The organism is Streptomyces sp. NPDC001880 (assembly GCF_053594575.1).
Genome location: NZ_JBSFET010000082.1, coordinates 1 through 26,677 on the forward strand (window position 1 = coordinate 1; position 26,677 = coordinate 26,677).

Sequence of the window (26,677 nt, forward strand, 5' to 3'; positions counted from 1 at the left end):
TGGGCGGACCCGCAGCCGCCTTCACCGTCGCCGGACTGCTCATCGCCCTGTCCCTGCCACTCTTGGTGACACCGACTGTGTGTCACGGCCCGCGGCTCTGTCGTGGCATGCTCCGTCGCCTGGGGCGTGTTTCGAAAGCAGCGTCGTCCGCCCGGAGGGCGGGGCCGGGGGCATCCGGTGCGTGCGATCGCAAAAGGCGGAGAGAGGCGAGCGCAGCGGGCTGCACCGACAACGCGGCGAGCGTGCGCACCGGACGCCCCGGACCAGGCGGGACTTTGCGTTCCCGGCCAGGCGGGACTTGCCATAGGCGATGGACGCTCCCGGCCGCTCAGGGGGTCAGCGGCGGCCGGGGGCCCTCGTCGGGCCGTGCGCCGGGCTGTGCACCCTCCTCGCGGATGACCTCGCCCTGCACGATCTTTCCGTCCGGACGGTGAATGCGGGCCTGCTGGAAGGCGTCGGAGAGACTGCCGGGGTTCGCGGCACGCCTCATCCGGCGCTCCAGCGACCGCTCCGCGTACCGGCCGAGCCACGAACGGACCGGCGGCAGCAGCAGCACAAGCCCCGCAACGTCCGAGACGATCCCCGGGATCATCAGCAGCAGCCCGCCGAGCATGAGAAAGCCGTTGCCCTCGCCGCCCGAGCCGGTGGCCGACGGGGCGGCGGCCGCCCCGGGCTGCCCCGGCATCTGCTGGAGGGTCTCGGTGAGGTTGCGGAAGGCCCGGCGGCCGGCCCGCTTCATCACGGCGGCCCCGAGCACGATGCCCGCCGCCAGGAGCAGCAGCACGGTGAACCCGCCCGCCGCGTCGGCAACGACGGTGAGCAGCCAGATCTCCAGCACCGCCCAGGCGGCGATGGCGAGAGGGACGAGAGTAAGGGCGCGGGAGCGCTTGGGGGCGGTCGGGGGCGGTGTGCCGGTCGTCATGGTCCCCAGTGTGCCCGTACGGCCGCGCGAACGGCACAAGGGGGTGATCACGGGCCACTGCCCCGATGCCCGCCGCCGAGGGCGGCGGGCACAGCGGATCAGAGCGCCTTGCGGCCCAGGACCCGGTTCGTACGGGAGGTGACGCCCCAGGAGGTGACCCGCCAGAGCGCCTCGACCAGGATGTCGCGGCTCATCTTCGAGTCGCCGATCTCCCGGTCGACGAAGGTGATCGGGACCTCGACGACGTGATAGCCGGCCTCCACGGCCCGGCGGGCCAGGTCGACCTGGAAGCAGTAGCCCTGGGAGGCGACCTGGTCGAGGCCGATGCCGTCCAGGGTCTCGACGCGGAAGGCCCGGTAGCCGCCGGTGACGTCCCTGGTCCGCAGCCCGAGCAGGAGCCGGGAGTAGGTGCTGCCGCCCCGGGAGATCATTTCGCGGGACTTCGGCCAGTTGACCACGCGCCCGCCCGGCACCCAGCGGGAGCCGAGCACCAGATCGGCGCCCTTGAGCGCGGTGAGCAGCCGGGGCAGTTCCTCGGGCTGGTGGGAGCCGTCGGCGTCCATCTCCACGAGCACGCCGTAGCCGTGCTCGGTGCCCCAGCGGAAGCCCGCGAGATAAGCCGCGCCGAGTCCCTCCTTGCCCTTGCGGTGCAGCACCTGGACCTGGCTGTCCGCGGAAGCGATCTCGTCGGCGATCTTGCCGGTGCCGTCCGGGCTGTTGTCGTCGGCGACCAGGATGTCGGCGTCCGGCACAGCGGCGCGCACCCGGCTGACGATCGGCTTGATGTTCTCGGCCTCGTTGTAGGTCGGAATGATCACCAGGATTCTGCCGAGCGGGCCGTACCGCCGCTGACCGCCGTCGTTCACTTACTGCCCCTTAAGTCCGTACGCAGGTGCACACCATATCCAGCGGGCGGGGGCCCCTAGCCGACACGGTCGGGCGGGGCAGGCGGGTGCCGGGGACAGAAGGACGGAAGTACGGACAGAAGCCCGGGTGCGCAGGCGGGCGGCACTACGGATGGGGGCCCAGCGCCCTTCGGGCCGGCCTGGGACCCGCTGGCTGCGGGTCGACCTAGAGCCGTTGTCTACTGAACGTCCGGGCCCCACCCGGGTCGCACCGCCGTCCGGATGAAACCTTCCCTCGCCCCGAGGCGCGGGCGCTGAACCTGGCTGTCAGTGGTGGTGTGCCGGTGCGGGCACACCACCCCATGACCCAGCGGCGTTCGACGACTGCGTGGAGGTTCAACCGGTCGGACGTCCTGTGGTGGACTCGGCCGAACCTACCGGCCGGTGGGCGCGTTCTGTCAATAGCCGTCTGACCTGCGATATTTACGAAACTTGCCTGGTCAGTAGCGAAGATCCGCAGGTCGCGGCGGAGCGAGGACCACTATCGGTGACGATGCGAGATGTCCACACGTCACTCGTTCGGCCGTGCATAGACAGTTTGTCCGAAGACCACGGTCCTCAGACAGACCGGAAGCTCGCCGCCGGGGGTGAGGTCGGGCAGGCCGGGCGTTCCCGAACGAGGGTCGGTCGACCAGCGGGCGACCCGGTCGTCCGGGGCCTGGACCACCAGGTCAGCGGTGCGCCAGACCGCGTAGTCGGCCGGGGCACCGGGCACCAGGATCCCCGCGTCGTCGCGGCCGACGGCCCGCCAGCCGCCCCGGGTGTGGGCGGTGAAGCCCGCCCGTACGGAGATCCGGTGTTCGGACGTGCGATGGAAGGCGGCGGCCCTTACGGTGCCCCAGGGGTCGAGCGGGGTCACCGGGCTGTCGGAGCCGAAGGCCAGGGGCACGCCGGCCCGCAGGAGCGCCGCGTACGGGTTGAGGGTCCTGGCCCGCTCGACGCCGAGCCGCTGTGCGTACATGCCCTCCTCGCCGCCCCAGGCCGCGTCGAAGGCGGGCTGGACGGACGCGGTCAGACCCAGCTCCGCGAACGCGGCGACGGTCTCGGGGGTGAGCATCTCGGCGTGCTCGACCCGGTGCCGGGCGCCCCGGATCCGGGACAGGCCGAGCGTCTCGGCGGCGGCCCGGACTCCCTCCACCACTGCGGAGACCGCGGCGTCCCCGATGGCGTGGAAGCCGGCCTGCAGTCCCGCCTCGGTGCACGCGGTGACATGGGCGGCGATCTGCGCCGCGTCCAGGTGGGCGGTGCCCAGGTGTCCGGCCGGGCCGTCGGCGTACGACTCGTGCAGGCAGGCAGTGTGCGAGCCGAGCGAGCCGTCCACGAAGAGGTCCCCGGCAGCTCCGACGGCGCCGAGTTCCCTGATCCGCCGGGCGTCCTTCTCGTCGGCGACCCGCTCGGCCCAGTAGCCGAAGACCCGCGGCCCGCTCTCCGCGGCGGCCAGCTTCAGCAGTCCGGCGAAGTCCTCCTCGTCGGAGATGTCGGGGCCGCCGCACTCGTGGACGGTGCCGATGCCGAGCGACACGGCGTGCCGCAGGGCGGCGCGCTGGGCGTCGGCACGCTGCCGCGGCGAGACGGCGCCGTGGGCCGCGGAGCGGACCGCGTGGTGGGCGGCGCCGGTCAGCGGGGCCTCGGGGTGGTAGCCGGTCAGCCCGGTGACGCCGGGGACCAGGTCGAGCAGGGCGGTGGTGACGACCGCGGAGTGCACATCGATCCGGGGCAGGTAGACCGGCCGTCCGCCGGCCGCCGAGTCGAGCTCGCCACGCGACGGGGGGCGCTGTTCCGGCCAGCGTGTGGCGTCCCAGCCGTGGCCGAGGACGACCCGGTCCTCGGGGTGGGCGACCACGTAAGCGCGCAGCAGGCCGAGCGCCTCGTCGAGGGTCCGGGCGCCGGACAGGTCGAGGCCGGTGAGGGCCAGGCCGGTCGACGTGGTGTGGACGTGGGCGTCGGTGAACGCGGGGGTGACCAGCGCACCTTCGAGGTCGATCACCTCGTCGACACCGCTCGCGAAGGCGTCGGCGGCCCCTTCCGAGCCCACCCAGGCGACATGGCCGCGTTCGACCACCATGGCGGTGGCGAAGGGGTCGGCGGGGCTGTGGACGTCTCCACCGCGCAGCAGCACGGTGCGGTGTTCGCTCTGAGGGGCGGCGCTCTCGGTCATGGGACCAGTCTCGCGCCTGCCGGGATCCGCGCGGCCCCCGGCCCCCTCAGATCCGCGGCGGCCTGGCCTCGTACGGCGTGGACAGCACGACCGTGGTCCGGGTGGAGACACCGGCCAGTGAGCGGATCCGGGTGAGCAGGTGCTCCAGCTCGAGCGGCGTGGCGACGCGGACCTTGAGGATGTAGTTCTCGTCACCCGCGACGCTGTGGCACGCCTCCAGCTCCGGGACGTCCGCGAGCCGATCGGCGATGTCGTCCGGCGCGCTCGGGTCGAAGGGTTTCACCGAGATGAACGCGGTGAGCGGCAGGCCGACGGCCTCGGGGTCGACGACCGCGGCGTAGCCCCGGATCACCCCGCGCTGCTCCAGCCTGCGGACACGCTGATGAACGGCCGATGTGGACAGGCCCGTGGCCTTGCCCAGGTCGGTGTAGCTCATCCGCCCGTCCTTGACGAGCAACTCCACGATCTGTCGGTCCAACTCCTCCATACGGATCAACCTATTGCCCCGGGTCCCTCCAGGCACAGCGGCAGGGGCTCCGGAAGGGGCTCCCGCGGCGAACATGTGACGAATGCCACAGGTTTACAGGTGGATGGCCGGCCACCTGGCGGTTACGGCCGGTGCGCGACGGGAAGTGCTTGCTGTGGTCGAGGCCCTGTCGCCTGGTCGGCCCACCTGAGGGGGGAATTTCCCATGCAGAGCCTGAAGCTCACCGGACGCACCGAACCGGAGCCCGTCGATCCCGTCGAGGACACCGCTCCCGAGGCGTACGACACCTTGGAGATGTACCGGGTGATCTGCCCGGACTGCGCGCAGCCGATCGCGCTGCTGGCGGGCGAGGAGGTGCTGCCGGAGCACGCGCTGTGCCCGACGCCGTGGAATCCGTTCGTGCTGACCGTCTGCGCCGGTACGGGTCGCGCGGCGTCGCAGTCGCGGCCCGCCGACGATTCGCTCGACGCCCAGGAGCAGGAGACGGGCCTGCTGTTGACGCTCCCTCAGGGGCTCGACTGGAGAATGCAGCCGTTCTCGCACGCCGGCGGCCCCGGCTCGCGCCCGCTGCGAATGCGGCGCGACGCCGCCTGACAGCTGCTCCCGCGTCCGGCGCGGGGCCGGCCCAGGACACGCATCCGGGCCCCACAGCACATCTGCGCCCGCACCACGACGGCCCGGCCGACGTGGTGCCCGCGGTGAGGACCTCCTGCGGCCCGGAAATCAGGCGAACGGGCTCTCGATTCGGCCGGACAGTGACCAGGGCCCGCCCGACGCCGTTGGGAAGGCATGACCCTGCTGCACTCAACGGCCGGTCCCGGCCGCCGCCGCCTCGCCGCTCCTATCGCCGAAGAATCGGTTCCGCAGCCCGGTTCGCAGCCGGTGCCCCAGCCCGTATCTCCCCGTTCGGTGCCGCGACCGGTGCCGCACTCCACCGATCCGCCCATCTACCGGGCTCTGCTGCGCCGTTGGGAGAGCGCCGACCGGACCCTGCCGGGCCGCCATGACCAGGAGTGGAACCGGATCATGGCGATGCCCGTGTGGTCGGACCGGCCGCTGCGGGTCAGCGCGTCTCAGGACCTGCGAGGTGGCGCGCGATGACCATCCGCTGGATCTGATTGGTGCCCTCGACGATCTGCAGCACCTTGGCCTCGCGCATCAGCCGCTCGACAGGGAAGTCGAGGGTGTAGCCGTATCCGCCGAGCACCTGGACGGCGTCGACGGTGACCCGCATTGCCGTGTCCGTGCAGAACAGCTTGGCCATGGCCGCCTGACGCGAGAAGGGCTTGCCCTCGTCGCGGAGCCGGGCGGCCTCCAGGTAGAGCGCGCGGCCCGCCTCGATCTGGGTGGCCATGTCGGCGAGCATGAAGCGCAGCCCCTGGAAGTCCGCGATGGGGCGGCCGAATTGCTGCCGCCCGGAGGCGTAGCCGACGGCCTCGCTCAGGGCGGCCTGGGCGACGCCGATCGCACAGGCGGCGATGCCCAGCCGCCCGGAGTCGAGTGCGGACAGGGCGATCGCGAAACCCTGGCCCTCCTCGCCGATCCGGCGCGTGTCGGAGACCCGTACGCCGTCGAAGTTCAACTGGGCGGTGGGCGAGCCCTTCATGCCCATCTTCTTCTCGGGGGCGGCCGCATCGAGCCCCTCGGCGTCGCCGGGGACCAGGAACGCGGTGATGCCGCGGGCGCCCTCGACCCCGGTGCGGGCCAGGACCGTGTAGAAGTCGGCGATGCCGCCGTGGGTGATCCATGCCTTGGTGCCGGTGAGGACCCAGTCGTCGCCGTCGCGTACGGCCTTCGTACGGAGCGAGGCGGCATCCGAGCCCGCGGCGGGCTCGGAGAGGCAGTAGGCGCCCAGCAGGCCGCCTCCCAGCATCGCCGGGAGGTGTTCGGCCCGCTGCTCCTTGGTGCCGTATCCGGCGACCGCGTGGCAGGCGAGGGAATGGACGCTGACACCGAGGCCGACGGTGAGCCGGGCGGCCGCGAGCTCTTCGAGGACCTGGAGGTAGACCTCGTACGGCTGGTCGCCACCGCCGTATGCGGAGTCGTAGGGCAGTCCCAGCAGTCCGGAGTCGGAGAGCAGGGTGAAAACTTCGCGCGGGAACCGGCCCGCTTCCTCCTCCTCGGCCGCCCCGGGCGCGATCTCGCGCTGGGCGATGTCGCGTACGAGCGCGACGAGTTGCCTGGACTCCTCGGTGGGCAGACGGCGTTCCACCAATTGCGAAGCACGGTCGGTCATGACGGCGCTCTCCTCCCTGTCGGGCGTTGCGACGGTCGCGCGCGAGGGGTGTGGGCGGCGCCGCCGGGGGCTTCCGGGCGGAGCCCGGAAGAGCACTGCTGTTCAGCCGACGTCGGCCCTCTCGGATTACGAGAGCTGCTGGCCAGCGGCTGTGGCGGCTTGAGTATGCCCGATCGGACGATATCCGTCACGGGGTGACCGGGCGACTCCGCATCGGGCACAACGATCAACGGAGTTGGTCCGAACCATTGACCCGACCGGCCTGGTCCATCCACAGAACAGCTACCCCGCCACCGGCACCGCCTACGCCCACTACGGCACCACCTGGTGGAGCTACGACACCCCGGCCGTCATCGCCACCAAGATGACCTGGAAGAACCAGCAAGGTCTCGGCGGCACCTTCTTCCGGGAGCTCAGCGGCGACACCTCCGACGGGGAGCCGATCAAGGCCGTCGACCGAGGACCCTCCGCTCCCCCGGAACACCGGTTCGAGGCCGAGCGGCCGGGCGATCCGCCCGGCCGCTCGGTGTTTCACGGGGGCGCCATGTTGCATGATCATGCGAAGTGATGCATAGTCTTGCCATGTCCAAAGTCCTCACCTCCCTCCCCACCGGCGAGCGCGTCGGCATCGCCTTCTCCGGCGGGCTCGACACCTCCGTAGCCGTCGCCTGGATGCGCGACAAGGGCGCCGTGCCCTGCACGTACACCGCCGACATCGGCCAGTACGACGAGCCCGACATCGCGTCCGTGCCCGGCCGCGCCTCCGCGTACGGCGCCGAGATCACCCGGCTCGTCGACTGCCGTGCCGCGCTGGTCGAGGAAGGGCTGGCGGCGCTCGCCTGCGGCGCGTTCCACATCCGGTCTGGCGGGCGCCCGTACTTCAACACCACGCCGCTGGGCCGTGCCGTGACCGGCACGCTGCTGGTGCGGGCCATGCTCGAGGACGGGGTGCAGATCTGGGGCGACGGCTCCACGTTCAAGGGCAACGACATCGAGCGGTTCTACCGGTACGGGCTGCTCGCCAATCCTCACCTGCGGATCTACAAGCCCTGGCTGGACGCGGACTTCGTCACGGAGCTCGGCGGCCGCAAGGAGATGTCCGAGTGGCTGCTGGCGCACGGGCTGCCGTACCGGGACTCGACGGAGAAGGCGTACTCCACGGACGCCAACATCTGGGGCGCCACGCACGAGGCCAAGACCCTGGAGCACCTGGACACCGGCGTCGAGACGGTAGCCCCGATCATGGGCGTGCGGTTCTGGGACCCGTCGGTGGAGATCGCCACGGAGGACGTGACGATCGGCTTCGACCAGGGCCGCCCGGTCACCGTCAACGGCAAGGAGTTCGCCTCCCCCGTCGACCTCGTGATGGAGGCCAACGCGATCGGTGGCCGCCACGGTCTCGGCATGTCCGACCAGATCGAGAACCGGATCATCGAGGCCAAGAGCCGCGGCATCTACGAGGCACCCGGAATGGCGCTGCTGTACATCGCCTACGAGCGCCTGGTCAACGCGATCCACAACGAGGACACCTTGGCCGCGTACCACAACGAGGGCCGGCGGCTCGGCCGGCTGATGTACGAGGGCCGCTGGCTGGACCCGCAGGCGCTGATGATCCGTGAGTCGCTCCAGCGCTGGGTCGGCGCGGCCGTCACCGGCGAGGTGACACTGCGGCTGCGGCGTGGCGAGGACTACTCGATCCTCGACACCACGGGCCCGGCGTTCAGCTACCACCCGGACAAGCTCTCCATGGAGCGCACCGAGGACTCGGCGTTCGGCCCGGTCGACCGGATCGGCCAGCTCACCATGCGGAACCTGGACATCGCCGACTCGCGTGCGCGGCTGGAGCAGTACGCGGGCCTCGGTCTGGTCGGCACGGGCCACCCGACGCCGATCGGCGCCGCACAGGCCGCCTCGACCGGCCTGATCGGCGCCATGGACCAGGGCGGCGCCCAGGCGATCGCCTCGCGCGGCGAGGCCGCCGACGAGGAGACGATGCTGGACCGCGCCGCGATGGAGTCCGGCACGGACTGACACCGGCCACCGGTCGCAGGCACCGGGCAGCGGGCCCCGGCGGATTCGGTTCCACCGGGGCCCGCTGCCGTGCGGGGACACCCGCGCCGGCCGGGCGGGCCGACCGGCTCCTCATGCCATGTTCCGGCAGGCCTGCCGGGTGCTGGGCGTCACCGACCGGACCGACCTGTTCACCACGATCCGCGAGGCGCTCCGGGTGCGCTGACCACCCCGGCAGTCGTCCCCGGTCCCGTCGGCACTCCGCTCGCACCGGCCGAACCGGCGTCCGCCGCGCAGGAATCCACATCACTGTGGATCAGGGCTGGGTTCCTGGCGACAGGGCTCGACGAGGCCGGGCGAGTGCTCGGGCCTGGTGGATCTGCGCAACGGAACCGACTACGCCGCGGACGGCAGAGCCACTCCCCTGGTGTCCGTCGTACCGACGGACGGCACCCAGGAAACCCCGAGCAGGTGCGGGTCTCGCGGCGCGACCGGCGGGTGCTCGTGTTCCGCGGCGCCAGGGCGACCTTCGAGGTGAAGGTCGTTCCGCAGGGGACGTACACACCGCTCGAAGTCGTCGGCCCGGACGTCGCGTCGGGCGCGGAGGCGCAGACGCTGCTGTGGGGGGCCGCTGCGGCCCTTCAATCCTCCGGCGGCTCGTAGCGAACGACGAGCCGCCGGGGACGTGTTCAGCGTGCTGCGGTCATCAGCCGATAGGTGATCCGGGCATCGGCCACGCCGCCACTGTTGCGCGCGGTGACGGTGAACCGGCGGGCACCGGCGGCGGTCGGCACACCTGTGATGCCTCCGGTGTCCTGGTTGAGGGTCAGCCCTGCCGGCAGGCTGCCACCGGGCCGGTGCCGAGCCGTGCGTATCCGCGGCCGGGCGGGACATCGGCGGATAACTGCCATCGCCAAGGAGATCGGCCCTCGCCTGTCTCCGGCGATATGACTCATGACATGCTGCGGACTTCGCATCGGTGAATCTCTGGGAGTCTTCCCGGAAGATATTCATAACGGCACACCGAGGATCCGACGGCAAGCAATTCGCTACAAAGATACCTCCGGAAAGTATGCACCGAAATACGCCCCACTGAAGCATCGAAAAGAAGGCGAATGGCGGGACATACCCGTGCCTGCTTCCCTTGAACCGTTCATCGATCGGCTTCCGATCTGCAACGCAAGCGACGGATTGCCGTATCCCGATCTCCTGCGCAAGTCGTGGGACCGCGCCATCAGGCGGCTCGATCTGCCCGCATACGACCCGCACGACTTGCGTCACAAATGGACCACCGTGGCCCTGACGAATAGTGTGTCCATCCACGAGGTGTCCCGCTGGCTCGGACATCGTTCGATCAAGGTCACGGTGGACCGGTACGGCCATCTCACGCAGGACGGCCAGGAGCGTTGCCGTCAGGTCGTCGAGACGGCCGCGGGGCCGTACATGCTCACAACAAGCCGAACGACTTCAGAACCCGGTGCTGACTCGGTGCCGGCTTAGCGGGCCAGTAGAGGTAGCAGACCCCGCCCGTACCGCTCCTGACCTTGCCGTTGGCGTCGTAGCGCTTGGTGCGCAGCCAGATGTTCTCCCATTCCCGGCGCTTGTAGACCCGGCGCACGGCCTCGTTGCTCGGTGACGCCGGGTCGTTCGCGATCACGTCGCCGTCCGCGGTGAACCCGATCACGGTCATCAGGTGGCCGGAGGTCCCGTAACCCGCGCCCGTCAGCTCCTCCTTGAGGAAGGACTGCGACGTGATGACCGGGATGCCCGCGCGGATCAGCGCCTCCAGGTCCGTGAGCGAGTCCAGCCGGGTCACCGCCGCGCTCATCCCGTCGTACGTCGCGGCGTAGGCGGCGTTGAACGGCCAGTTGCCGCAGCCCTCGTACTGGTAGTCGTAGGTGAACCGGGCGGCGTGGCAGACCTGCGGGTCGGCCAGGCCGGGCTTGACCCAGGCGAGGTCCTCGGCGGTCGGCCGGCGTCCCCAGTACTCGATGATCATCTGCGAGGAGGTGGGGCTGCACCAGGCCTCGCCGCCGTTGTCGTACTCGGGGTACTGGCCCGCGTGGATGTTCTGCGAGTAGCGCGGCACCCGCAGCTCGCGGGCGAGGCCGGGGGTACTGGCCGGCACGGTGAAGCGGTCGGGGACGTCGGAGGCCATCGCGCCGAGCCGCCGGACGGTGGGCGTCAGCCGGGTGCCCGGGGTGCGGTGGAGGGTGAGCCGCAGCTGGTACGAGACCAGGCGCAGTCCGCTCGCCGGGTCGTCCACCGAGAAGGTGTCGGTCCAGACGGAGCTCTTGCCATCGCTCTGGTCGTCCACGGAGGTACGGCGGACGTCGCCGTCACCGGCGGCCCAGCGGCCCATCACGTACCAGGGCGTCGAGGTGCCGTCCGAGTAGCGGCCCTGGAGTTCGATCTGGATCCAGGTGCCCGCCGGGGTGTCCGCGTTCCAGGAGGCGATCACCTCGGTCGCCGGGACGGTGGACCGGTGGACCGGCGAGGTCCAGGTCGCGTACTCCCAGGCGGCGGTCGTTCCGGTGTGCGGATCGGTGTAGTCGGTGCACCCCTCGGCGTGACCGATCACCAGACCGGGGCGGCGGCCCGCGACGGCCCGTGTCCCGGCGCCGGAGCCGGCGCGCCAGTCGGTACAGGTGTGCCAGGAGCTGTTGTCCACGGCAGAGCCCGTTGCCGAGGGGGCGCGGGTCGGGGAGGCGGCGGTCGCGGGGCCGGCGGACGACACCGCGCCCGCGGTGGCCGCTGCCACGAGCGCGGCAGTCAGCACAGTTCTGCGTGAGGTCGGTCGGTTCATGGGCGAGCCCCCCGGTCGTCAGCGGTGTTGGGGATTGCAGGTGCACGACAGTGCGCCAACTATTGCGGGTCCTGACCGGATCCGGCCAGCGATTCGACTCGCGCCGGTAAACCAATATTGGTCTGGTCCACTGGCGTGACCTGCGGCTGCTCCGGAGCGGCTCGTAGGCTGGTGGGCATGAACGAGCTCTCGCCCCTCGCCGCACGGCTGCGCGCCCTGCCCCCGTCCTGCGGACCGGTGCGGCTGATCGCGGTCGACGGTCACGCGGGGTCGGGGAAGAGCACCTTCGCCGGCCGCCTGGCCGCCGCGCTCGGCGGCGCCCCGGTCCTGCATCTGGATGACATGGCCACCCACGAGTCCTTCTTCACCTGGGTGGAACGGCTGCGGGAGCAGGTGCTCGGGCCGCTGGAGCGCGGCGAGTGCGCGCGGTACGCACCGTACGACTGGACCGTGCGGAGCTTCGGGGCGCCTCGGGCCCTGGAGCCCGCGCCGGTGGTCCTGATCGAGGGGGTCGGGGCCGGCCGCCGGGCGCTGCGGCCCTCGCTGGCCCGGCTGTTGTGGATGGACCTCGCCGCCGCGGAGTCCTGGGAGCGCGGCCGGCGCAGGGACGGGCCGGCGCTCTCGGACTTCTGGGACGGGTGGACGGCGGCCGAGACGGAGCACTTCTCGGCCGATCCTTCACGTCCCCACGCGCACACTCTGGTACGGCAGTTGCCGAGGGGTTACGCGTTGTCCGAGGGACCCGGAACAGCATCAGGAACGAACAATTCCGTCACCGAACGTGAGCGCTGCTCGTCGTCGTACTGATGGTGGGAAAACGCCCCGGCAGTGCCCCAACTCTGCTTGACCCAGGGGCGGTACAGGTCTTACGTTCTCATTGTGAGGCTTTTCGGAGCCCCTGTGGACACGAAGCCCCCGATTGTTCCCCCGTGATCGGGGGCTTCGTTCTGCCTTCGCACCCCCTCCCGTGTGCCGGTTGGACGCATTCCGCTCACCCTGGGTCACGGTCTCCCTTCTGCTGCGGCGCCCTTAGTCGCACACTCCCTGCGCAGGTACGATGCCTCTCGGTGCGGTCAATTCCCGTCCGCGGCAAAGTGATTCGGTGCGCCCCGGTGGGCAGAATCGTGCGGCGGGACATCCTGGGGGCACGGTTTGTGGGGGACCAGATGGACATCGGCACGCAGGGTGCGCAGGCCCCGGCCGACCTCGCCTGGCTGCGTGGCGTGGACGCCTACACCATGGGCGCCTATCCGCAGGCCGAAGAGGAGTTCAGGGCTGCGGTCCGTCTCGACCCCGGCATGGCGGACGGCTGGCTGGGCCTCCATGCGCTGAGGGTCGACACGACGACGGCGCTGCTGCGCATGTACCGCCATCGCGAGCGCTTCGGCGAACAGCGCACCCGCCATCGGCGCACGCTCAACTCCTGGTACTGGCTGGGCTGGTGGGTGCAGCCGGTACTGGAGAGCGCCCGCGATCTGCTGCTCGCGCACGCCTCGCACTGGCTGGACGGCCGCCATGTCCCCGAGCTGGACCGGGCGCTCGCGGGCCTGCCGCCGGTGGACACGGATCCGCAGGTGCGTTTCCTGCATGCCTGCCGCTCGTATCTGGTCAAGGACTGGGAGCAGCTCGTACGCAACACCGAGCAGCTGACGGACGACCCTGTGCTCGGCATCGAGGCAGGGCTCTTCGGCGGCATGGCGCGGGTGCGCCTGGAGATGTACGGGCAGGCCGAGCCGCTGCTCGCCACCGCCCTGATGCGTTGCCGCAGCGAGCAGCCGCAGCGCAAGGAGCTGCGGTACTGGCTGGCCCGCGCGCACGAGGGCACCGGCCGCAGCGCCGCCGCCCTGCCGCTCTACCGGGCGGTGCACCGCATCGACCCCGCCTTCATGGACACCTCGGCGCGGCTCGCCGCGATCGCGGACTACGACGGTCTGGAGGACTCCGACGAGGCCGCGGGGCTGGCCACCGTGTCGCTGGCCGGGCTCGGTACGGACAGCACCGTGTCGGAGACGCAGCCGGACGCGGATCCGCTGCCCGGCACCGATCCGGTGGACGGCCGGGAGCCGCGCTCCGGCGGTGAGACACCCGGTCCTCCGGGCCTCGGGATGCCACCGCCGTCCGGCGGGACGCGGCGCAGGGCGGCGGTGCCCGGACAGCCTCCGTCGCCGTTCCCGGCGGGGCCCAGCGATCCGGTGCTGCTCGCCGAGGCGCTGGCCGAGCTGGAGCGAATGGTGGGGCTGGAGCCCGTCAAGCGCCAGGTCAAGGCCCTGTCCGCGCAGTTGAACATGGCGCGGCTGAGGGCCGGTCAGGGACTGCCCGTGCAGCCACCCAAGCGCCATTTCGTCTTCTCGGGCCCCTCCGGCACCGGCAAGACCACCGTGGCCCGCATCCTGGGCCGGGTCTTCTACGCGCTGGGGCTGCTGGGCGGCGACCATCTGGTCGAGGCCCAACGGGCCGATCTGGTGGGAGAGTTCCTCGGCCAGACCGCGGTCAAGGCCAATGAGCTGATCGACTCGGCGCTCGGCGGGGTGCTCTTCGTCGACGAGGCGTACAGCCTCGCCAACAGCGGCTACAGCAAGGGCGACGCGTACGGCGACGAGGCCCTGCAGGTTCTCCTCAAGCGCGCGGAGGACAACCGGGACCATCTCGTCGTCATTCTCGCGGGCTACCCGGAGGGCATGGACCGGCTGCTGGCCACCAATCCGGGGCTCTCCTCGCGCTTCACCACCCGGGTGGACTTCCCGAGCTACCGGCCGCTGGAGCTCACCTCGATCGGCGAGGTGCTGGCGGCGGAGAACGGCGACGTGTGGGACGAGGAGTCCCTGGACGAGCTGCGTTCCATCAGCGGCCATGTCGTCGAGCAGGGCTGGATCGACGAACTGGGCAACGGACGGTTCCTGCGCACCCTGTACGAGAAGAGCTGCGCCTACCGCGATCTGCGGCTCTCCGACTGTGCGGCGGTGCCGAGCCGGGACGATCTGGCGACCCTGCGGCTGCCGGACCTGATGCAGGCGTACGGCGAGGTGCTGTCCGGCCGGGGGCCGGTGGACCGGGGCCCGCAGGAGCCGCCGGTCCTGTGAGCCCCGGTGACCGGAGGGACCGGGCGGCAGCCCCTCCGGCTGACCTGGACAGCGCGGTCAGCGGACCGCTGCGGTGAGTTCGCCGTAGCCGGTCGTCGTGCTCGCGGGCTCCGCCGCGCGGCGCGGCACCGCCACCCGGTGGGCCGGGTCGCGCACCTCACCCACGAGCATCTCCAGGACATCCTCCATGGCGACCAGACCGAGGATCCGGCCGGACGCGTCGGCGACCTGTGCCAGATGGGTGGCCGCCCTGCGCATCACGGTCAGGGCCTCGTCCAGGGGCAGCTCGGCCCGTACGGTCGCCATCGGGCGCCATACGTGCTGGGGGACGGCCCGCTCGCCGTCCTCCAGGTCCAGGACATCCTTGACATGCAGATAGCCCATGAACGGACCACCGCCCTCCGCGCACACGGGGAAACGCGAGTAGCCGGTGCGTACGGTCAGCTCCTCGATCCGGTGCGGGGTGACGGACGGGTCCACGGTCACCAGCGAGGCCCGGCGGAGCAGCACGTCGGTGACCGGCCTGCTGCCCAGCTCCAGTGCGTCCTCCAGCCGCTCCTGCGCCTCCGGCTCCAGCAGTCCGGCCTGCCCGGAGTCCTCGACGAGCCGGTTGAGCTGCTCGCTGGTGAAGACGGCCTCCACCTCGTCCTTCGGTTCGACACCGAAGATCCGCAGCACCAGCCGGGCACAGGCCCCCAGTGCGGCGGTGACCGGGCGGCAGAGCCGGGCGAAGCCGACGAGGCCGGGACTGAGCCAGAGCGCGGTCTTCTCCGGCGCCGCCATCGCGAGGTTCTTCGGGACCATCTCGCCGATGACGAGGTGGAGGAAGACCACGAGGGCGAGTGCCAGGACGTAGCCGAGCGGGTGGACCAGGCCCTCGGGCAGGTGGACCGCCTGGAAGACCGGCTCCAGCAGATGGGCGACGGTCGGTTCGGCGACGGCGCCGAGGGTCAGTGAGCAGACGGTGATGCCGAACTGGGCGGCGGCCATCATCTGCGGCAGGTTCTCCAGGCCGTACAGCACCTGGCGGGCACGGCCCGAGCCTGCCGCCGCGAGCGGCTCGACCTGGCTGCGCCGTACGGAGACGAGGGCGAACTCGGCACCGACGAAGAAGCCGTTCGCCAGCACCAGGAGCGCGGCGAAGAGCAGTTGGACCAGGCTCATCGCACGGCCTCCAGGACCTCTCGGATCACCGGGGCGGCCCCGGTCCCGGGAACGGCCGGCTCGGCCGTGCGGACGAAGCGGACCTTCTCGGCGCGGTAGTGGCCGACCTGGCGGACCGAGATCCGCCAGCCGGGCAGCTCCGCCCGGTCGCCGGGGGCGGGGATGCGTCCCAGCAGATCGGCGACGAGTCCGGCCACGGTCTCGTACGGTCCGTCGGGGACGTCGAGTCCTATCCGGCGCAGGGCCAGGACCCGGCAACTGCCTTCGGCGTCCCAGGCCGGGTGGCCGTCCTCCGGGGCGGCAGCGGCCAGTTCGGGCCGGTCGGCGCCTTCGGCGTCGTGCTCGTCCCTGACCTCGCCGACGAGCTCCTCGATGATGTCCTCCAGGGTGACGACTCCGGCGGTGCCGCCGTACTCGTCGACCACGACGGCGATCGGCTGCTCGTTGCGCAGCCGCTGGAGCAGCTGTTCGACCGGCAGCGTCTCCGGGACCAGCAGCGGAGGCACGGCGATCCGTCCGGCCGGGGTGCGCAGCCGGTCCTGGGCGGGCACGGCGAGCGCGTCCTTGAGGTGGATCATGCCGACGACCTCGTCGATCCGCTCCCGGTAGACGGGGAAGCGGGAGAGGCCGGTGGCGCGGGTGAGGTTGAGGACGTCCTGCGCGGTCGCCGAGGACTGCAGGGCGCTGACCTTCACCCGCGGGGTCATGACGTGCTGGGCGGTGAGCCCGGCGAGCGACAGGGTCCGCACGAAGAGATCGGCGGTGTTCTGTTCGAGGGTTCCGGCCTCGGCCGAGTGGCGGGCCAGGGAGACCAGCTCCCCGGGGGTGCGGGCGGAGGCCAGCTCGTCGGTGGGTTCTACGCCCAGCAGGCGCACCAGCCGGTTGGCCACGGTGTTCAGCAGAGTGATCACCGGGCGCAGGGCCGCGGAGAACCGGTGCTGGGGGCCGGCGACGAACCGGGCGACCTGGAGCGGCCGGGAGACCGCCCAGTTCTTGGGCACGAGTTCGCCGATCACCATCTGGACGGCGGAGGCCGCCATCATCCCGATCACCACGCTGACGCCGGGTACGGCGCCGTGGGGCAGCCCGGTCGCGGTGAGGGGGCCCTCCAGCAGCTGGGCGAGTGCCGGCTCGGCGAGCATGCCGACGACCAGTGAGGTGATGGTGATGCCGAGCTGGGTGCCGGAGAGCTGGAAGGAGAGTTCACGCAGGGCTTCGACGACGGTGCCGGCCCGCCGGTCGCCCTCGGCCGCGGCGCGCTCGGCGTCCGGCCGCTCCACCGTGACGAGCCCGAATTCGGCAGCCACGAAGAATCCGTTGGCGAGGATGAGAAGGAATGCCGCGCTCAGAAGCAGCAAGGGGGTGGTCATGCCGCCGCCTCCGGGGAAGGGGCGGCGCAGGTACTACCGGACGGTCCGTCCATTGCTGGAAGGAGTCACTCCTTGGGTCGCAGGAAAGCCCCGCCGGTCTCGATCGTCCTGGACCTCTGGTGCGGGGCGGGATGCGCAGGGGCACCGCCGCCCCCAGAGTAGTCAAGAAGAGGCCGCGCGGGGCAGGGGGCTCAGCCGATGTCCGTTCCGGTGCCGTGGTTCTCGGCGAGGGCGCGGAGCGCACGGGCGTCGCGGATGGCCTGCTGTTTGGCGATTCCGGGCTGGATGCCGAGGGCCGGCATGCTGGTCCCGTCGCTGAGGTCGAGAAAGACCCAGGGGTCACCCACACGCAGGTTGACCCGGAGGATCTCCGCCCAGGACAGCCGGCGCGTCCGGGTGAGATTGACCACGGTCACCCCGTCCTCGTTCGCGACGATCTTCGGGCGGCTGAGCAGCGCAAGCACTCCGAAGAAAAGCAGCGCCGTGAAGACGAAGCTGGCCCGCTCCCCCGGGCTCAGCTGCTCCAGGGTCACGGCGACGGCGGTGATGACCAGGAACATCGCCGCCCCCACGGTCAGCAGGACCACCCGTGTTCGGGTCGGCCGGAACGTGACCGGGAGGGTGGGAATTTCGGGCCGGGGTGCGGGGGCGGACATGATGTTCTTCTGTCTTCCGGGGTGGGCGCCCGGCCGTCAGAGGCGGCAGGCGTGGATGGCGGTGGTGAGGATGGCGCGGGCGCCGAGGTCGTACAGATCGTCCATGATCCGCTGCGCCTCCCGGGCGGCGACCATGGAGCGGACGGCGACCCAGCCCTCGTGGTGCAGCGGCGAGATGGTCGGCGACTCCAGGCCCGGGGTGAGGGCGACCGCGCGCTCCAGGTGCTCGACGCGGCAGTCGTAGTCCATCATCACGTAGGAGCGGGCGACCAGGACGCCCTGGAGGCGGCGGAGGAACTGCTGCACCTTGGGGTCGTCGTCCGGGGCGCCGGTGCGGCGGATGACGACGGCCTCCGACTTCATGATCGGCTCGCCGATGACTTCGAGTCCGGCGTTGCGCAGGCTGGTGCCGGTCTCCACGACATCGGCGATGACCTGGGCGACACCGAGTTCGATGGCGGTCTCGACCGCGCCGTCGAGGTGGACGACGGAGGCGTTGACACCGGCGTCGGCGAGGTGCTTGGCGACGATGCCCTCGTAGGAGGTGGCGATCGTCTTGCCGTCGAAGTCCTGCGGGCCCTCGGCCGTGCCGGGCTTGGTGGCGTAGCGGAAGGTGGAGCGGGCGAAGCCGAGCTGGAGAATCTCCTCGGAGTCGGCGCCGGAGTCCAGCAGCAGGTCGCGGCCGGTGATGCCGATGTCGAGCCGGCCGGAGCTGACGTAGATCGCGATGTCGCGCGGCCGCAGGTAGAAGAACTCGACCTCGTTCTCGGGGTCGACGAGGACGAGTTCCTTGGACTCCTTGCGCTGCTGGTATCCGGCCTCATGGAGCATCGCCATCGCAGGCCCGGAGAGTGAACCCTTGTTGGGGACGGCGATGCGCAGCATGAGGTCAGGTTTCCTTTGCGAGGAGGGAGTCTTCTGCGGACGTGCGGACGTACGTGGTGCGGAGGTGGTGCTCAGAGGTGGGCGTAGACGTCGTCGAGCGAGATCCCGCGGGCGACCATCATCACCTGGACGTGGTACAGCAGCTGGGAGATCTCCTCGGCGGCCGCGTCCTTGCTCTCGTGCTCGGCGGCCATCCAGACCTCGGCGGCCTCTTCGACGACCTTCTTGCCGATGGCATGGACTCCCTTGTCCACGAGCTCGGCGGTACGGGAGGTGGAGGGGTCGCCGCTGGCGGCCTTGAGCTGCAGCTCGGCGAAGAGCTCTTCGAAGGTTTTGTTCGCCATGATGGTCTTAGCGTACGGGGTCCTTGCCCTGCGCTCAGCGCCAGGGCTCGCTGACCGTGCGCAGTGTTGCGGCGGTGGCGACGGCCGCGGTGACCGCTTCGTGCCCCTTGTCCTCGTTGGAGCCTTCCAGGCCGGCCCGGTCGAGCGCCTGCTCCTCGGTGTCGCACGTGAGTACGCCGAAGCCGACCGGAACCCCGGTGTCGACGGCGACCTGGGTGAGGCCGCTGGTGACGCCCTGGGAGACGTACTCGAAGTGCGGGGTGCCACCGCGGATGATCACGCCGAGGGCGACGATCGCGTCGTAGCCGCGGCCCGCGAGGACCTTGGCCACGACCGGGAGTTCGAAGCTGCCGGGCACCCTGAGCAGGGTGGGCTCGTCGATACCCAGCTCGTGCAGGGCGCGCAGGGCGCCGTCGACGAGTCCGTCCATGACCTTCTCGTGCCACTGCGCGGCGACGACCGCCACGCGCAGGTCACCGCAGTTGCGTACGGACAGTTCGGGTGCGCCCTTGCCGCTCATGTCTCTCCTACCGCTCGTTTCCGTGATCTCACTGGTTGCCGCAGGTCGACGCCGTGGCGGTGTCGAGCCAGGGCAGGTCGTGCCCCATGCGGTCGCGCTTGGTGCGCAGATAGCGCAGATTGTGCTCGCCGGCCTGGACGGGCATCGGCTCGCGGCCGGTGACGGCGAGTCCGTGCCGCAGGATCGCGGCCGTCTTGTCGGGGTTGTTGGTCATCAGCCTGAGGCTGTGGACGCCGAGGTCCTTGAGGATCTGGGCACCGGCCGCGTAGTCCCGGGCGTCGGCGGGCAGGCCGAGTTCCAGGTTGGCGTCGAGCGTGTCGACGCCGCGCTCCTGCAGTTCGTACGCGCGGAGCTTGGACAGCAGGCCGATGCCCCGGCCCTCGTGGCCGCGCAGATAGACGACGACGCCCCGGCCCTCCTCGGTGATCCGGCGCATGGACGCGTGCAGCTGAGGGCCGCAGTCGCAGCGCTGGGACTGGAAGATGTCACCGGTCAGGCACTCGGAGTGGACCCGGACCAGGATGTCGCCCCCGTCGCCGAGGTCGCCGTGGACGAGCGCGACGTGCTCGACGCCGTCGGTGGTGGAGCGATAGCCGTACGCGGTGAACGGTCCGAAACTCGTCGGCAGCCGCACCTCGGCCTCGCGGCGGACGGTCGGCTCCGAGCTGCGGCGGTAGGCGATCAGGTCCTCGATGGAGATGATCGTCAGGCCGTGCTTGCGGGCGAACGGGACCAGCTGGGGCAGCCGCAGCATCACGCCGTCCTCGCCGGCGATCTCCACGATGGCCCCGGCGGGCCGCAGTCCGGCGAGCCGGGCGAGGTCGACGGCGGCCTCGGTGTGGCCGTTGCGGACCAGTACGCCGCCGGCGCGGGCGCGGAGCGGGAAGATGTGGCCGGGCCGTACGAAGTCGCCGGGACCGGCCTCGCCGCCCGCCAGCAGCCGGAGCGTGGTGGCCCGGTCGGCGGCGGAGATGCCGGTGGTGACGCCGTGGGCGGCGGACGCGTCGACGGAGACGGTGAACGCCGTGCGCATCGACTCGGTGTTGTGGTCGACCATCTGCGGCAGTTCGAGCCGTTCCAGCTCGTCGTTCTCCATGGGCGCGCAGATCAGGCCGCGGCATTCGCTCATCATGAACGCGACGATCTCGGGGGTGGCCTTCTCGGCGGCGACGACGAGGTCGCCCTCGTTCTCCCGGTCCTCGTCGTCGACGACCACGACGGGCCGTCCGGCGGCGATGTCGCCGATCGCCTGCTCTACGGGGTCCAGGCGGAGGTCCTCGGCGGCTTCCTGGTGTTCCCGGTGCAGCCAGGTGGGCTGGGCAGTCATGCCGTGGCTCCTTCCAGAGCGGGTGTCCGCGAACGCAGCCACCAGTCGCGCATGCCCCACAGGACGAGGGCGCCGTACACGACGTAGATGAGACCGGAGAAGGCGAGTCCGCTGTGGAAGTTCAGCGGTACGCCGACCAGGTCGACCAGCAGCCAGGCGAACCAGAACTCGACCATGCCGCGGGCCTGGGCGAGCATGGCGACGAGGGTGCCGGCGAATATGTACGCGTCCGCCCACGGGCTCCAGGACAGCGAGGGGAACGCGGTGAACAGGCCGCCGACCACGAGGGTGCCGAGGACGGCGCCGCCCAGCAGGTAGCCGCGCTCGCGCCAGGTGGCGAACCGTACGGCGATGGAGCCGTCCTGGGCCTGCTGCCTGCCCCGGGTCCACTGCTGCCAGCCCCAGACGGCCACGGCGATGACGACGAGTTGCTTGCCGACGCTGCCCGCCTGGTGCACGGAGGCGTTGGCCGCGACCAGCACGACGCCGGACAGCAGCTGGGCGGGCCAGGTCCAGATCGAGCGGAGCCAGCCCAGCGTCAGCGCGATCAGGCCGACGGTGTTGCCGATCATGTCGGACCAGATGATGTGCTGCCCGAAGACGGTGAACGCCTCCGAGTTCAGCCAGTCCAGGGCGGTCACTTCGCCGGCTCCCCGGGCTCCTGCGCGGGGTGTCCGAGCAGCCGCTCGACGTACTTCGCGATGACGTCCACCTCCAGGTTGACCGGGTCGCCGGGCTCCTTGATGCCGAGCGTGGTCAGGGCGAGGGTGGTGGGGATCAGGCTGATGGTGAAGTAGTCGGGTCCGGCCTCCACGACGGTGAGGCTGACGCCGTCCACGGTGATCGAGCCCTTCTCCACCACGTAGCGGGCCAGTTCCGCGGGGAGGGAGACCTTCACGATCTCCCAGTTCTCGGAGACCCTGCGTTCGACGATGTGCCCGGTGCCGTCGACATGGCCCTGGACGATGTGTCCGCCGAGCCGGCCGCCGACCGCCATGGGGCGTTCCAGGTTGACCCGGGAGCCGGTGTCCAGGGCGCCGAGGCTGGACCTGTTGAGGGTCTCGGCCATCACGTCCGCGGTGAACTCGCCGTCGCCGAGGTCCACGACGGTGAGGCAGACGCCGTTGACGGCGATGGAGTCGCCGTGCCTGGCGCCCTCGGTGACCACGCGGCCGCGCAGGCGGAATCGGGAGGCGTCGCCGAGCTTCTCGACGGCGGTGACCTCACCCAGTTCTTCGACAATTCCGGTGAACACTCAGTTTTCCTTCCGGGCAGGGCCGGGGACGGCGGTGATACGCAGATCGGGGCCGATACGGACGGTCTCGGTCACATCGAGGCGCAGCGCCTCGGCGATGGTGGAGATTCCGGCGTCGGCGAGGGCCGCGGGGCCTGCGCCGAGGAGCACGGGGGCGAGATAGCCGACGACCTTGTCGACCGTTCCCGCGGCGACGAAGGCCCCGGCCAGGGTCGGGCCGCCTTCGAGGAGTACGGAGCGGATGCCGCGCCCGTACAGGGCGCGGAGCAGGGCGGGGACGTCCAGGCCGGGGCCGGTGGCGGCGCGCGGCAGCCGCAGGACGGCCGCCCGGGGCAGGTGCCGGGCGTCGGCGTCCTCGGCGACGGCGATCAGGGTGGGCGCGGTGCTGTCGAGGACGCGGGCGCCGGGGCGTACGGCGGTGGCGCCGGTGTCGACGACCACCCTCAGCGGCTGCACGGCTTCCTCGATGCCGCGTACACCGAGCTGCGGGTCGTCGGTGCGGGCGGTGCCGGAGCCGACCACGACGGCGTCGGCCTCGGCGCGCAGCCGGTGGACATCGGCTCGGGACTCGGGGGAGGTGATCCAGCGGCTGGTGGCGTCGGCGGCCGCGATCCGGCCGTCGAGGCTCGCCGCGTACTTCCACAGGACGTACGGGCGGCCCAGGCGCACCGAGGTCAGCCAGGCGGCGTTGCCCGCCTCGGCCTCGGCCGCGAGGAGCCCCTGTTCGGCCTTGATCCCGGCCGCGCGCAGGGTGGCGGCGCCGCCGGTGGCCTGCGGGTTCGGGTCGCCGACCGCGTAGACGACCCGTGCGATCCCGGCGTCGATCAGCGCCTGGGCACAGGGACCGGTGCGGCCGGTGTGATTGCAGGGTTCGAGGGTGACGTAGGCGGTGCCGCCGCGGGCCCGGTCGCCCGCGTCGCGCAGGGCGTGGATCTCGGCGTGCGGACCGCCGGCCCGCTGGTGGAAGCCCTCTCCGGCGTGGCGGCCCGCGGCGTCGAGGACGACACAGCCGACGACGGGGTTGGGGCTGGTGGAGCCGAGACCGCGGGCGGCGAGCGTGATCGCACGGCGCATGGCGGTGATGTCGGCTGCGGTGTCCACCGGGTCCTCCTGCCTCTTCGGGCACGGACTCCGGGGCCTGTCGATGACGACAGATGAAGCGGGAACGCCACGGGGGAACGCCGGAAATGCCGGACAACACGGATGGATCGGTCGCCCGAAAACCATCCGCCGACGGCGGCGTACCCGCGAAAACGGCCCGCCGCGCACTGCCTCCCATCCGGACTTTAACCGTCGGTCCAGGAATTCCACCTGGTCAACCGGCCGCTGGATGCGGACGGGTCGCGGACTATAACCGCCGGTTCGGAATTGCACCGACCCCGGAGTGCGCTGCTGCTGGTACACGGTCAGTGTGCCACGCCCGGCGGCGGGCCATGCGGGTGAGCGCCTGTGGACTGGCTCACAGGACGGCTGGAGCGAGGAGGGCGGCCACCCCCGTCGGCCGCCGCCGCCCAGGAGTCCTGTCGCCCCGACGGGCTCTACGAGACCCCCTACTGCTCCGTCCACGACACCGAGGGCCGCGAGAAGATGGGCGGCCGACCACCAGCGGCGGGTCATCGGGTACTTCACCGGCCGGCGGACCGGCAAGGACGGCAAGCCCTCCTGCCCTGCCGCCGGCATCCCCTGTGACAAAGTCACCCATTTGCATTACGCGTTCGCCCACGTCGACGGCGTCGACAACACGGCGCGAAGCAGTCCACCGCGGTCTGCCCACCGAGGCGCTCGACATCGACGTGTCCTTCGACCAGTTCACGCCTCGGAGCCCGCCGACCCTCCCCCGATATTGCCCGGCGGTGACCGGACAGCCCCCGGTCGCCGCCGGGCTGGGCCATGCCCGGCGGACACCGGCGCGGCGGCGTGCCGCGCCCCGAACGGGCTGCGGGAAGCGCGGTGTTCGGGGACTCCCCGCCCGGCGGTTCAGCCGGACGGCGTGAACAGCTCGTCCTGGGCCGCCTCCCGTGCGGTGAGCAGCGCGCCGCGGAGCACCGCCGCGCCGCCCAGCCGCCCGGCCCTGACCTCGGTGCGCAGCGGTGACATCAGGGTCAACCGCTCCTCCACCCGTGCCGCGAGCGCGTCGCCGCCCGCGTGGCCGACCTCGCCCGCCAGCAGCACGCAGCCCGGGTCGAGGACCGCGGCGATGGCGGCGGCGCCGAGGGCGAGACGGCCGGCGAGGGCGTCCAGGAACGCCTCGCCGTCCCCCTCCCCCGCCAGCGCGGCCCGCACGGCGACGGCCGCGCCCGGTTCCTTGTCCCCCTCGGCGGCGCCCGAGGGCACGGCGATGCCGTGGGCGGCGGCCAGTTCACAGACCGGGGCGGAGCCCACCAGCGCGTGGAACCCGCCGTCGCAGTTGAGGGCCGAGGGCGTGCCGGGAATGCCGGGCACCGGCAGGAAGCCGATCTCGCCCGCGCCGCCGGAGGCTCCGCGGCGGAGCTTCCCGTCCAGCATGACGGCGGCGCCGACGCCGTGGCCGAGCCAGAAGAGCACGAAGGTGTCGCGGTCGGTGGCCGCGCCGCCGCGGTGTTCGGCGACAGCGGCGAGATTGGTCTCGTTCTCGACCAGCACGGTCGCGGGCAGCCGCTGCTGGAGCACGCGCACCAGCCGTCGGTGCCAGGCGGGCAGCCCGGTGGTGTCGCGCAGATCGCCGGTGACCGGGTCGATCAGGCCGGGTGCGCCGATGCCGACACTGTGCAGCGGTCCGGCGCCGGCCTCGCGCGCGGTGCGTTCCAGCAGTGCGGCGGCCTGTTCGGCGGCGGCCTCGGTGCCGGTGTCGGTGCCGATGGGCAGGGTGGCCTCGGCGAGCGTGGCGCCGAGGAGGTCGGCGACGACCAGGGCGACGCTGCCGGTGCGTACGTCGAGCGCGGCGAGATGGGCGCGGTCGGCGGCGATCCCGTAGAGCCGGGCGTTGGGCCCCCGGCGCTCGGCGCCGGCCTCGCCGACGACACGGATCAGACCGGCCCCCTGCAACCGTTCGACGAGGTCGGCGACGGTGGGCCGGGAGAGGCCGGTCAGGGTCTTCAGCTGGGTGGCCGTCAGCGGGCCGTCCTGCTGGAGCAGCCGCAGGGCGAGCCGGTCGTTGATGGCCCGTGCGGTGCTCGGTGATGCGGGCATGCCGGGATCCTTCCAGATCGCTGACGCACTGGTTGCACAGGCGCACTATTTATCAGGCAGGGTTCCTGATAGTTTACGGCCCCGCACCGTGGAGACGCGCGCCGGGACCACCGGCAACAGAGAATTTCCCAAGGGAGGGCACGGCGGTATGACGACGGATTCCACAGACTCGGACTTCGGCAGGGAACAGGTGAAACGGGCCAGGTTCGCCGTCGCCGCCGTCTTCACCGTGCACGGCGCGGTGACCGGCAGCTTCGCCACCCGGGTGCCCTGGATCCAGGACCACGCCGGGGTCAGCGCAGGTCAGCTCGGCCTCGCCCTTGCCTTTCCGGCGATCGGCGCCTCGCTGGCCATGCCGCTGGCCGGTGCGATCAGCCATCGCTTCGGTGCCAAGGCCGCACTGCGCGGCCTGCTCGCCATGTGGACGCTGGCACTGATCCTGCCCTCGCTGGCCCCCGGCCTGCTGACGCTGTGCGCCGCGCTTTTCGTGTACGGGGCGTCGGCAGGCATGTCGGACGTGGCGATGAACGCCCTCGGCGTCGAGGTGGAGAACCGCCTCGACAAGTCGATCATGTCCGGGCTGCACGGAATGTGGAGCGTGGGGGCCCTGATCGGTTCGGCGGCCGGCACGGTGGCCGCGCATCTGGGCACCGACGCCCGGCTGCACCACGCACTGGCCGCCCTCGTACTCACCACGCTCGGCCTGATCGCCTGCCGGGGCGTGCTGGACCTGCGCAGCGAGCCCGACGAGGAGCCGCCGCCGCGCTTCACCCTGCCGCCGAAGTCGGCGCTGATCATCGGTGCGGTGGGCTTCTGCGCGGTGTTCGCCGAGGGGGCCAGTCTGGACTGGTCGGCGGTCTACCTCCGGGACGTCATGGACACCTCTGCCGGGCTCGCCGCGGCTTCCACCACGGCGTTCGCGCTGACCATGGCGGTCGCCCGGATCGCCGGCGACAAGGTCGTCGACCGCTTCGGCGCGGTCCGGACCGTACGGGTCGGCGGCGTCCTCGCGACGGTCGGCGGGGTGCTCGTGGTCGCTTCGCCGGACGCGGCGCTCGCGATGTGCGGCTTCGGGCTTCTGGGCCTCGGCGTGGCGGTCGTCGTCCCGCTCGCCTTCGCTGCGGCCGGCCGCAGCGGTCCGAACCCGAGCCAGGCGATCGCTGGTGTCGCCACGATCACGTACACCTCGGGGCTGATCGCCCCGTCCGCGATCGGCTCGCTGGCCGAGGCGACCTCGCTGGTCGTGTCGTTCGGCCTGGTGACGGTGCTCGCGTTCGGTCTGGTGCTGGGGGCCGGGGTGCTGCGGGCGGGGCAGCCGGTGCCGGGTTCCCGTTTGTTGCACGGCTTGGAGGTGTCCTGGAAGTACGGACAGCGGGTGCGTTGC

The 26,677-nt window shown here is 71.5% G+C and carries 26 protein-coding genes, 2 pseudogenes and 1 riboswitch; of the genes and pseudogenes, 10 read left to right on the forward strand and 18 right to left on the reverse strand.

Translation table 11 applies throughout. The features are described from left to right. Positions 1-328 precede the first annotated feature (328 nt). From fxsA to ACWCQ6_RS29030, 4 genes are all read right to left on the reverse strand, one after another. Positions 329-922 (reverse strand): FxsA family membrane protein, encoded by a 594-nt coding sequence (gene fxsA / locus ACWCQ6_RS29015; protein WP_451094147.1) that lies wholly within the window; start codon positions 920-922, stop codon positions 329-331. 98 nt (positions 923-1,020) lie between these two features. After that, positions 1,021-1,788 carry a polyprenol monophosphomannose synthase gene (locus ACWCQ6_RS29020; RefSeq protein WP_451094149.1) on the reverse strand — a complete coding sequence of 256 codons (768 nt, stop codon included), beginning with the start codon at positions 1,786-1,788 and terminating at the stop codon, positions 1,021-1,023. 550 nt (positions 1,789-2,338) lie between these two features. After that, positions 2,339-3,985, reverse strand: a complete 1,647-nt coding sequence (locus tag ACWCQ6_RS29025) for an amidohydrolase (RefSeq protein WP_451094151.1) — start codon at positions 3,983-3,985, stop codon at positions 2,339-2,341. Positions 3,986-4,031: 46 nt separating this feature from the next. Continuing rightward, positions 4,032-4,472: an Lrp/AsnC family transcriptional regulator gene (locus tag ACWCQ6_RS29030; RefSeq protein ID WP_388592796.1), complete on the reverse strand. Its 441-nt coding sequence runs from the start codon at positions 4,470-4,472 to the stop codon at positions 4,032-4,034. Positions 4,473-4,676: 204 nt separating this feature from the next. On the opposite strand from ACWCQ6_RS29030, the gene ACWCQ6_RS29035 reads away from it, so the two are divergent. Together ACWCQ6_RS29035 and ACWCQ6_RS29040 are read left to right on the forward strand one after the other, a co-directional pair. After that, positions 4,677-5,066 carry a hypothetical protein gene (locus tag ACWCQ6_RS29035; protein WP_451094153.1) on the forward strand — a complete coding sequence of 130 codons (390 nt, stop codon included), beginning with the start codon at positions 4,677-4,679 and terminating at the stop codon, positions 5,064-5,066. A 195-nt stretch (positions 5,067-5,261) separates the two neighbouring features. After that, complete coding sequence (locus ACWCQ6_RS29040) at positions 5,262-5,573, forward strand: hypothetical protein (RefSeq protein ID WP_451094155.1); 312 nt, start codon at positions 5,262-5,264, stop codon at positions 5,571-5,573. Here ACWCQ6_RS29040 and ACWCQ6_RS29045 read toward each other — a convergent pair. Next, complete coding sequence (locus tag ACWCQ6_RS29045) at positions 5,536-6,708, reverse strand: acyl-CoA dehydrogenase family protein (protein ID WP_451094157.1); 1,173 nt, start codon at positions 6,706-6,708, stop codon at positions 5,536-5,538. The genes ACWCQ6_RS29040 and ACWCQ6_RS29045 overlap by 38 nt on opposite strands. Positions 6,709-6,982: 274 nt before the next feature. Here ACWCQ6_RS29045 and ACWCQ6_RS29050 point away from each other — a divergent pair. The 3 genes and pseudogenes from ACWCQ6_RS29050 to ACWCQ6_RS29060 form a co-directional block, all read left to right on the forward strand. Beyond that, positions 6,983-7,165: pseudogene (locus ACWCQ6_RS29050) on the forward strand (glycosyl hydrolase family 18 protein); the annotation flags it as partial. Between the two features lie 125 nt (positions 7,166-7,290). Beyond that, positions 7,291-8,739, forward strand: a complete 1,449-nt coding sequence (gene argG / locus ACWCQ6_RS29055) for an argininosuccinate synthase (RefSeq protein WP_451094159.1) — start codon at positions 7,291-7,293, stop codon at positions 8,737-8,739. A gap of 450 nt (positions 8,740-9,189) precedes the next feature. Then, positions 9,190-9,381: a hypothetical protein gene (locus ACWCQ6_RS29060; RefSeq protein ID WP_451094161.1), complete on the forward strand. Its 192-nt coding sequence runs from the start codon at positions 9,190-9,192 to the stop codon at positions 9,379-9,381. A 26-nt stretch (positions 9,382-9,407) separates the two neighbouring features. On the opposite strand, the gene ACWCQ6_RS29065 is transcribed toward ACWCQ6_RS29060, so the two are convergent. Continuing rightward, positions 9,408-9,629, reverse strand: a complete 222-nt coding sequence (locus ACWCQ6_RS29065; protein ID WP_451094192.1) for an Ig domain-containing protein — start codon at positions 9,627-9,629, stop codon at positions 9,408-9,410. Positions 9,630-9,849: 220 nt separating this feature from the next. Here ACWCQ6_RS29065 and ACWCQ6_RS29070 point away from each other — a divergent pair, with 220 nt between their 5' ends. After that, positions 9,850-10,218, forward strand: a complete 369-nt coding sequence (locus ACWCQ6_RS29070) for a tyrosine-type recombinase/integrase (protein WP_451094163.1) — start codon at positions 9,850-9,852, stop codon at positions 10,216-10,218. Here the strand turns inward: ACWCQ6_RS29070 and ACWCQ6_RS29075 are convergent. Continuing rightward, positions 10,166-11,524: a peptidase C39 family protein gene (locus ACWCQ6_RS29075; protein WP_451094165.1), complete on the reverse strand. Its 1,359-nt coding sequence runs from the start codon at positions 11,522-11,524 to the stop codon at positions 10,166-10,168. The two genes, ACWCQ6_RS29070 and ACWCQ6_RS29075, sit on opposite strands and share 53 nt — an antisense overlap. A gap of 177 nt (positions 11,525-11,701) precedes the next feature. On the opposite strand from ACWCQ6_RS29075, the gene ACWCQ6_RS29080 reads away from it, so the two are divergent. Both ACWCQ6_RS29080 and ACWCQ6_RS29085 read left to right on the forward strand, forming a co-directional pair. Then, positions 11,702-12,331 (forward strand): uridine kinase family protein, encoded by a 630-nt coding sequence (locus tag ACWCQ6_RS29080; protein ID WP_451094167.1) that lies wholly within the window; start codon positions 11,702-11,704, stop codon positions 12,329-12,331. A gap of 359 nt (positions 12,332-12,690) precedes the next feature. Continuing rightward, positions 12,691-14,604 (forward strand): AAA family ATPase, encoded by a 1,914-nt coding sequence (locus ACWCQ6_RS29085; protein WP_451094169.1) that lies wholly within the window; start codon positions 12,691-12,693, stop codon positions 14,602-14,604. 57 nt (positions 14,605-14,661) lie between these two features. Here the strand turns inward: ACWCQ6_RS29085 and ACWCQ6_RS29090 are convergent, their stop codons facing one another. From ACWCQ6_RS29090 to ribD, 10 genes are all read right to left on the reverse strand, one after another. After that, complete coding sequence (locus ACWCQ6_RS29090) at positions 14,662-15,768, reverse strand: hemolysin family protein (protein ID WP_451094171.1); 1,107 nt, start codon at positions 15,766-15,768, stop codon at positions 14,662-14,664. Continuing rightward, positions 15,765-17,138: a hemolysin family protein gene (locus tag ACWCQ6_RS29095; RefSeq protein ID WP_451094173.1), complete on the reverse strand. Its 1,374-nt coding sequence runs from the start codon at positions 17,136-17,138 to the stop codon at positions 15,765-15,767. The genes ACWCQ6_RS29090 and ACWCQ6_RS29095 overlap by 4 nt, the downstream gene beginning before the upstream one ends. A gap of 191 nt (positions 17,139-17,329) precedes the next feature. After that, on the reverse strand, positions 17,330-17,794 hold the full coding sequence (locus ACWCQ6_RS29100; RefSeq protein ID WP_451094175.1) for a PH domain-containing protein: 465 nt from the start codon (positions 17,792-17,794) through the stop codon (positions 17,330-17,332). Positions 17,795-17,830: 36 nt separating this feature from the next. Next, a complete protein-coding gene (gene hisG, locus ACWCQ6_RS29105; RefSeq protein WP_189547690.1) occupies positions 17,831-18,679 on the reverse strand; it encodes an ATP phosphoribosyltransferase in 849 nt (282 codons plus the stop codon). 71 nt (positions 18,680-18,750) lie between these two features. Further along, positions 18,751-19,023, reverse strand: coding sequence for a phosphoribosyl-ATP diphosphatase (locus tag ACWCQ6_RS29110; RefSeq protein WP_266422236.1), 273 nt, complete (start codon positions 19,021-19,023; stop codon positions 18,751-18,753). A 34-nt stretch (positions 19,024-19,057) separates the two neighbouring features. Next, positions 19,058-19,543, reverse strand: coding sequence for a 6,7-dimethyl-8-ribityllumazine synthase (ribH, locus tag ACWCQ6_RS29115; RefSeq protein ID WP_451094178.1), 486 nt, complete (start codon positions 19,541-19,543; stop codon positions 19,058-19,060). 28 nt (positions 19,544-19,571) lie between these two features. Further along, positions 19,572-20,870 carry a bifunctional 3,4-dihydroxy-2-butanone-4-phosphate synthase/GTP cyclohydrolase II gene (locus ACWCQ6_RS29120; RefSeq protein ID WP_451094180.1) on the reverse strand — a complete coding sequence of 433 codons (1,299 nt, stop codon included), beginning with the start codon at positions 20,868-20,870 and terminating at the stop codon, positions 19,572-19,574. After that, complete coding sequence (locus ACWCQ6_RS29125) at positions 20,867-21,511, reverse strand: nicotinamide mononucleotide transporter family protein (RefSeq protein WP_451094182.1); 645 nt, start codon at positions 21,509-21,511, stop codon at positions 20,867-20,869. The genes ACWCQ6_RS29120 and ACWCQ6_RS29125 overlap by 4 nt, the downstream gene beginning before the upstream one ends. Continuing rightward, positions 21,508-22,125 carry a riboflavin synthase gene (locus tag ACWCQ6_RS29130; RefSeq protein WP_451094184.1) on the reverse strand — a complete coding sequence of 206 codons (618 nt, stop codon included), beginning with the start codon at positions 22,123-22,125 and terminating at the stop codon, positions 21,508-21,510. The genes ACWCQ6_RS29125 and ACWCQ6_RS29130 overlap by 4 nt, the downstream gene beginning before the upstream one ends. Beyond that, on the reverse strand, positions 22,126-23,226 hold the full coding sequence (ribD, locus tag ACWCQ6_RS29135; protein ID WP_451094186.1) for a bifunctional diaminohydroxyphosphoribosylaminopyrimidine deaminase/5-amino-6-(5-phosphoribosylamino)uracil reductase RibD: 1,101 nt from the start codon (positions 23,224-23,226) through the stop codon (positions 22,126-22,128). It abuts the gene before it with no gap. A 160-nt stretch (positions 23,227-23,386) separates the two neighbouring features. Beyond that, positions 23,387-23,517: riboswitch (FMN riboswitch) on the reverse strand. A gap of 102 nt (positions 23,518-23,619) precedes the next feature. On the opposite strand from ribD, the pseudogene ACWCQ6_RS29140 reads away from it, so the two are divergent. Then, positions 23,620-23,857: pseudogene (locus ACWCQ6_RS29140) on the forward strand (chitinase); the annotation flags it as partial. A gap of 245 nt (positions 23,858-24,102) precedes the next feature. Here the strand turns inward: ACWCQ6_RS29140 and ACWCQ6_RS29145 are convergent. Then, positions 24,103-25,293, reverse strand: coding sequence for an ROK family protein (locus ACWCQ6_RS29145; RefSeq protein ID WP_451094188.1), 1,191 nt, complete (start codon positions 25,291-25,293; stop codon positions 24,103-24,105). A 148-nt stretch (positions 25,294-25,441) separates the two neighbouring features. Here ACWCQ6_RS29145 and ACWCQ6_RS29150 point away from each other — a divergent pair. Next, positions 25,442-26,677: MFS transporter (locus ACWCQ6_RS29150; protein ID WP_451094190.1), on the forward strand; the 1,236-nt coding region annotated here is incomplete at its 3' end.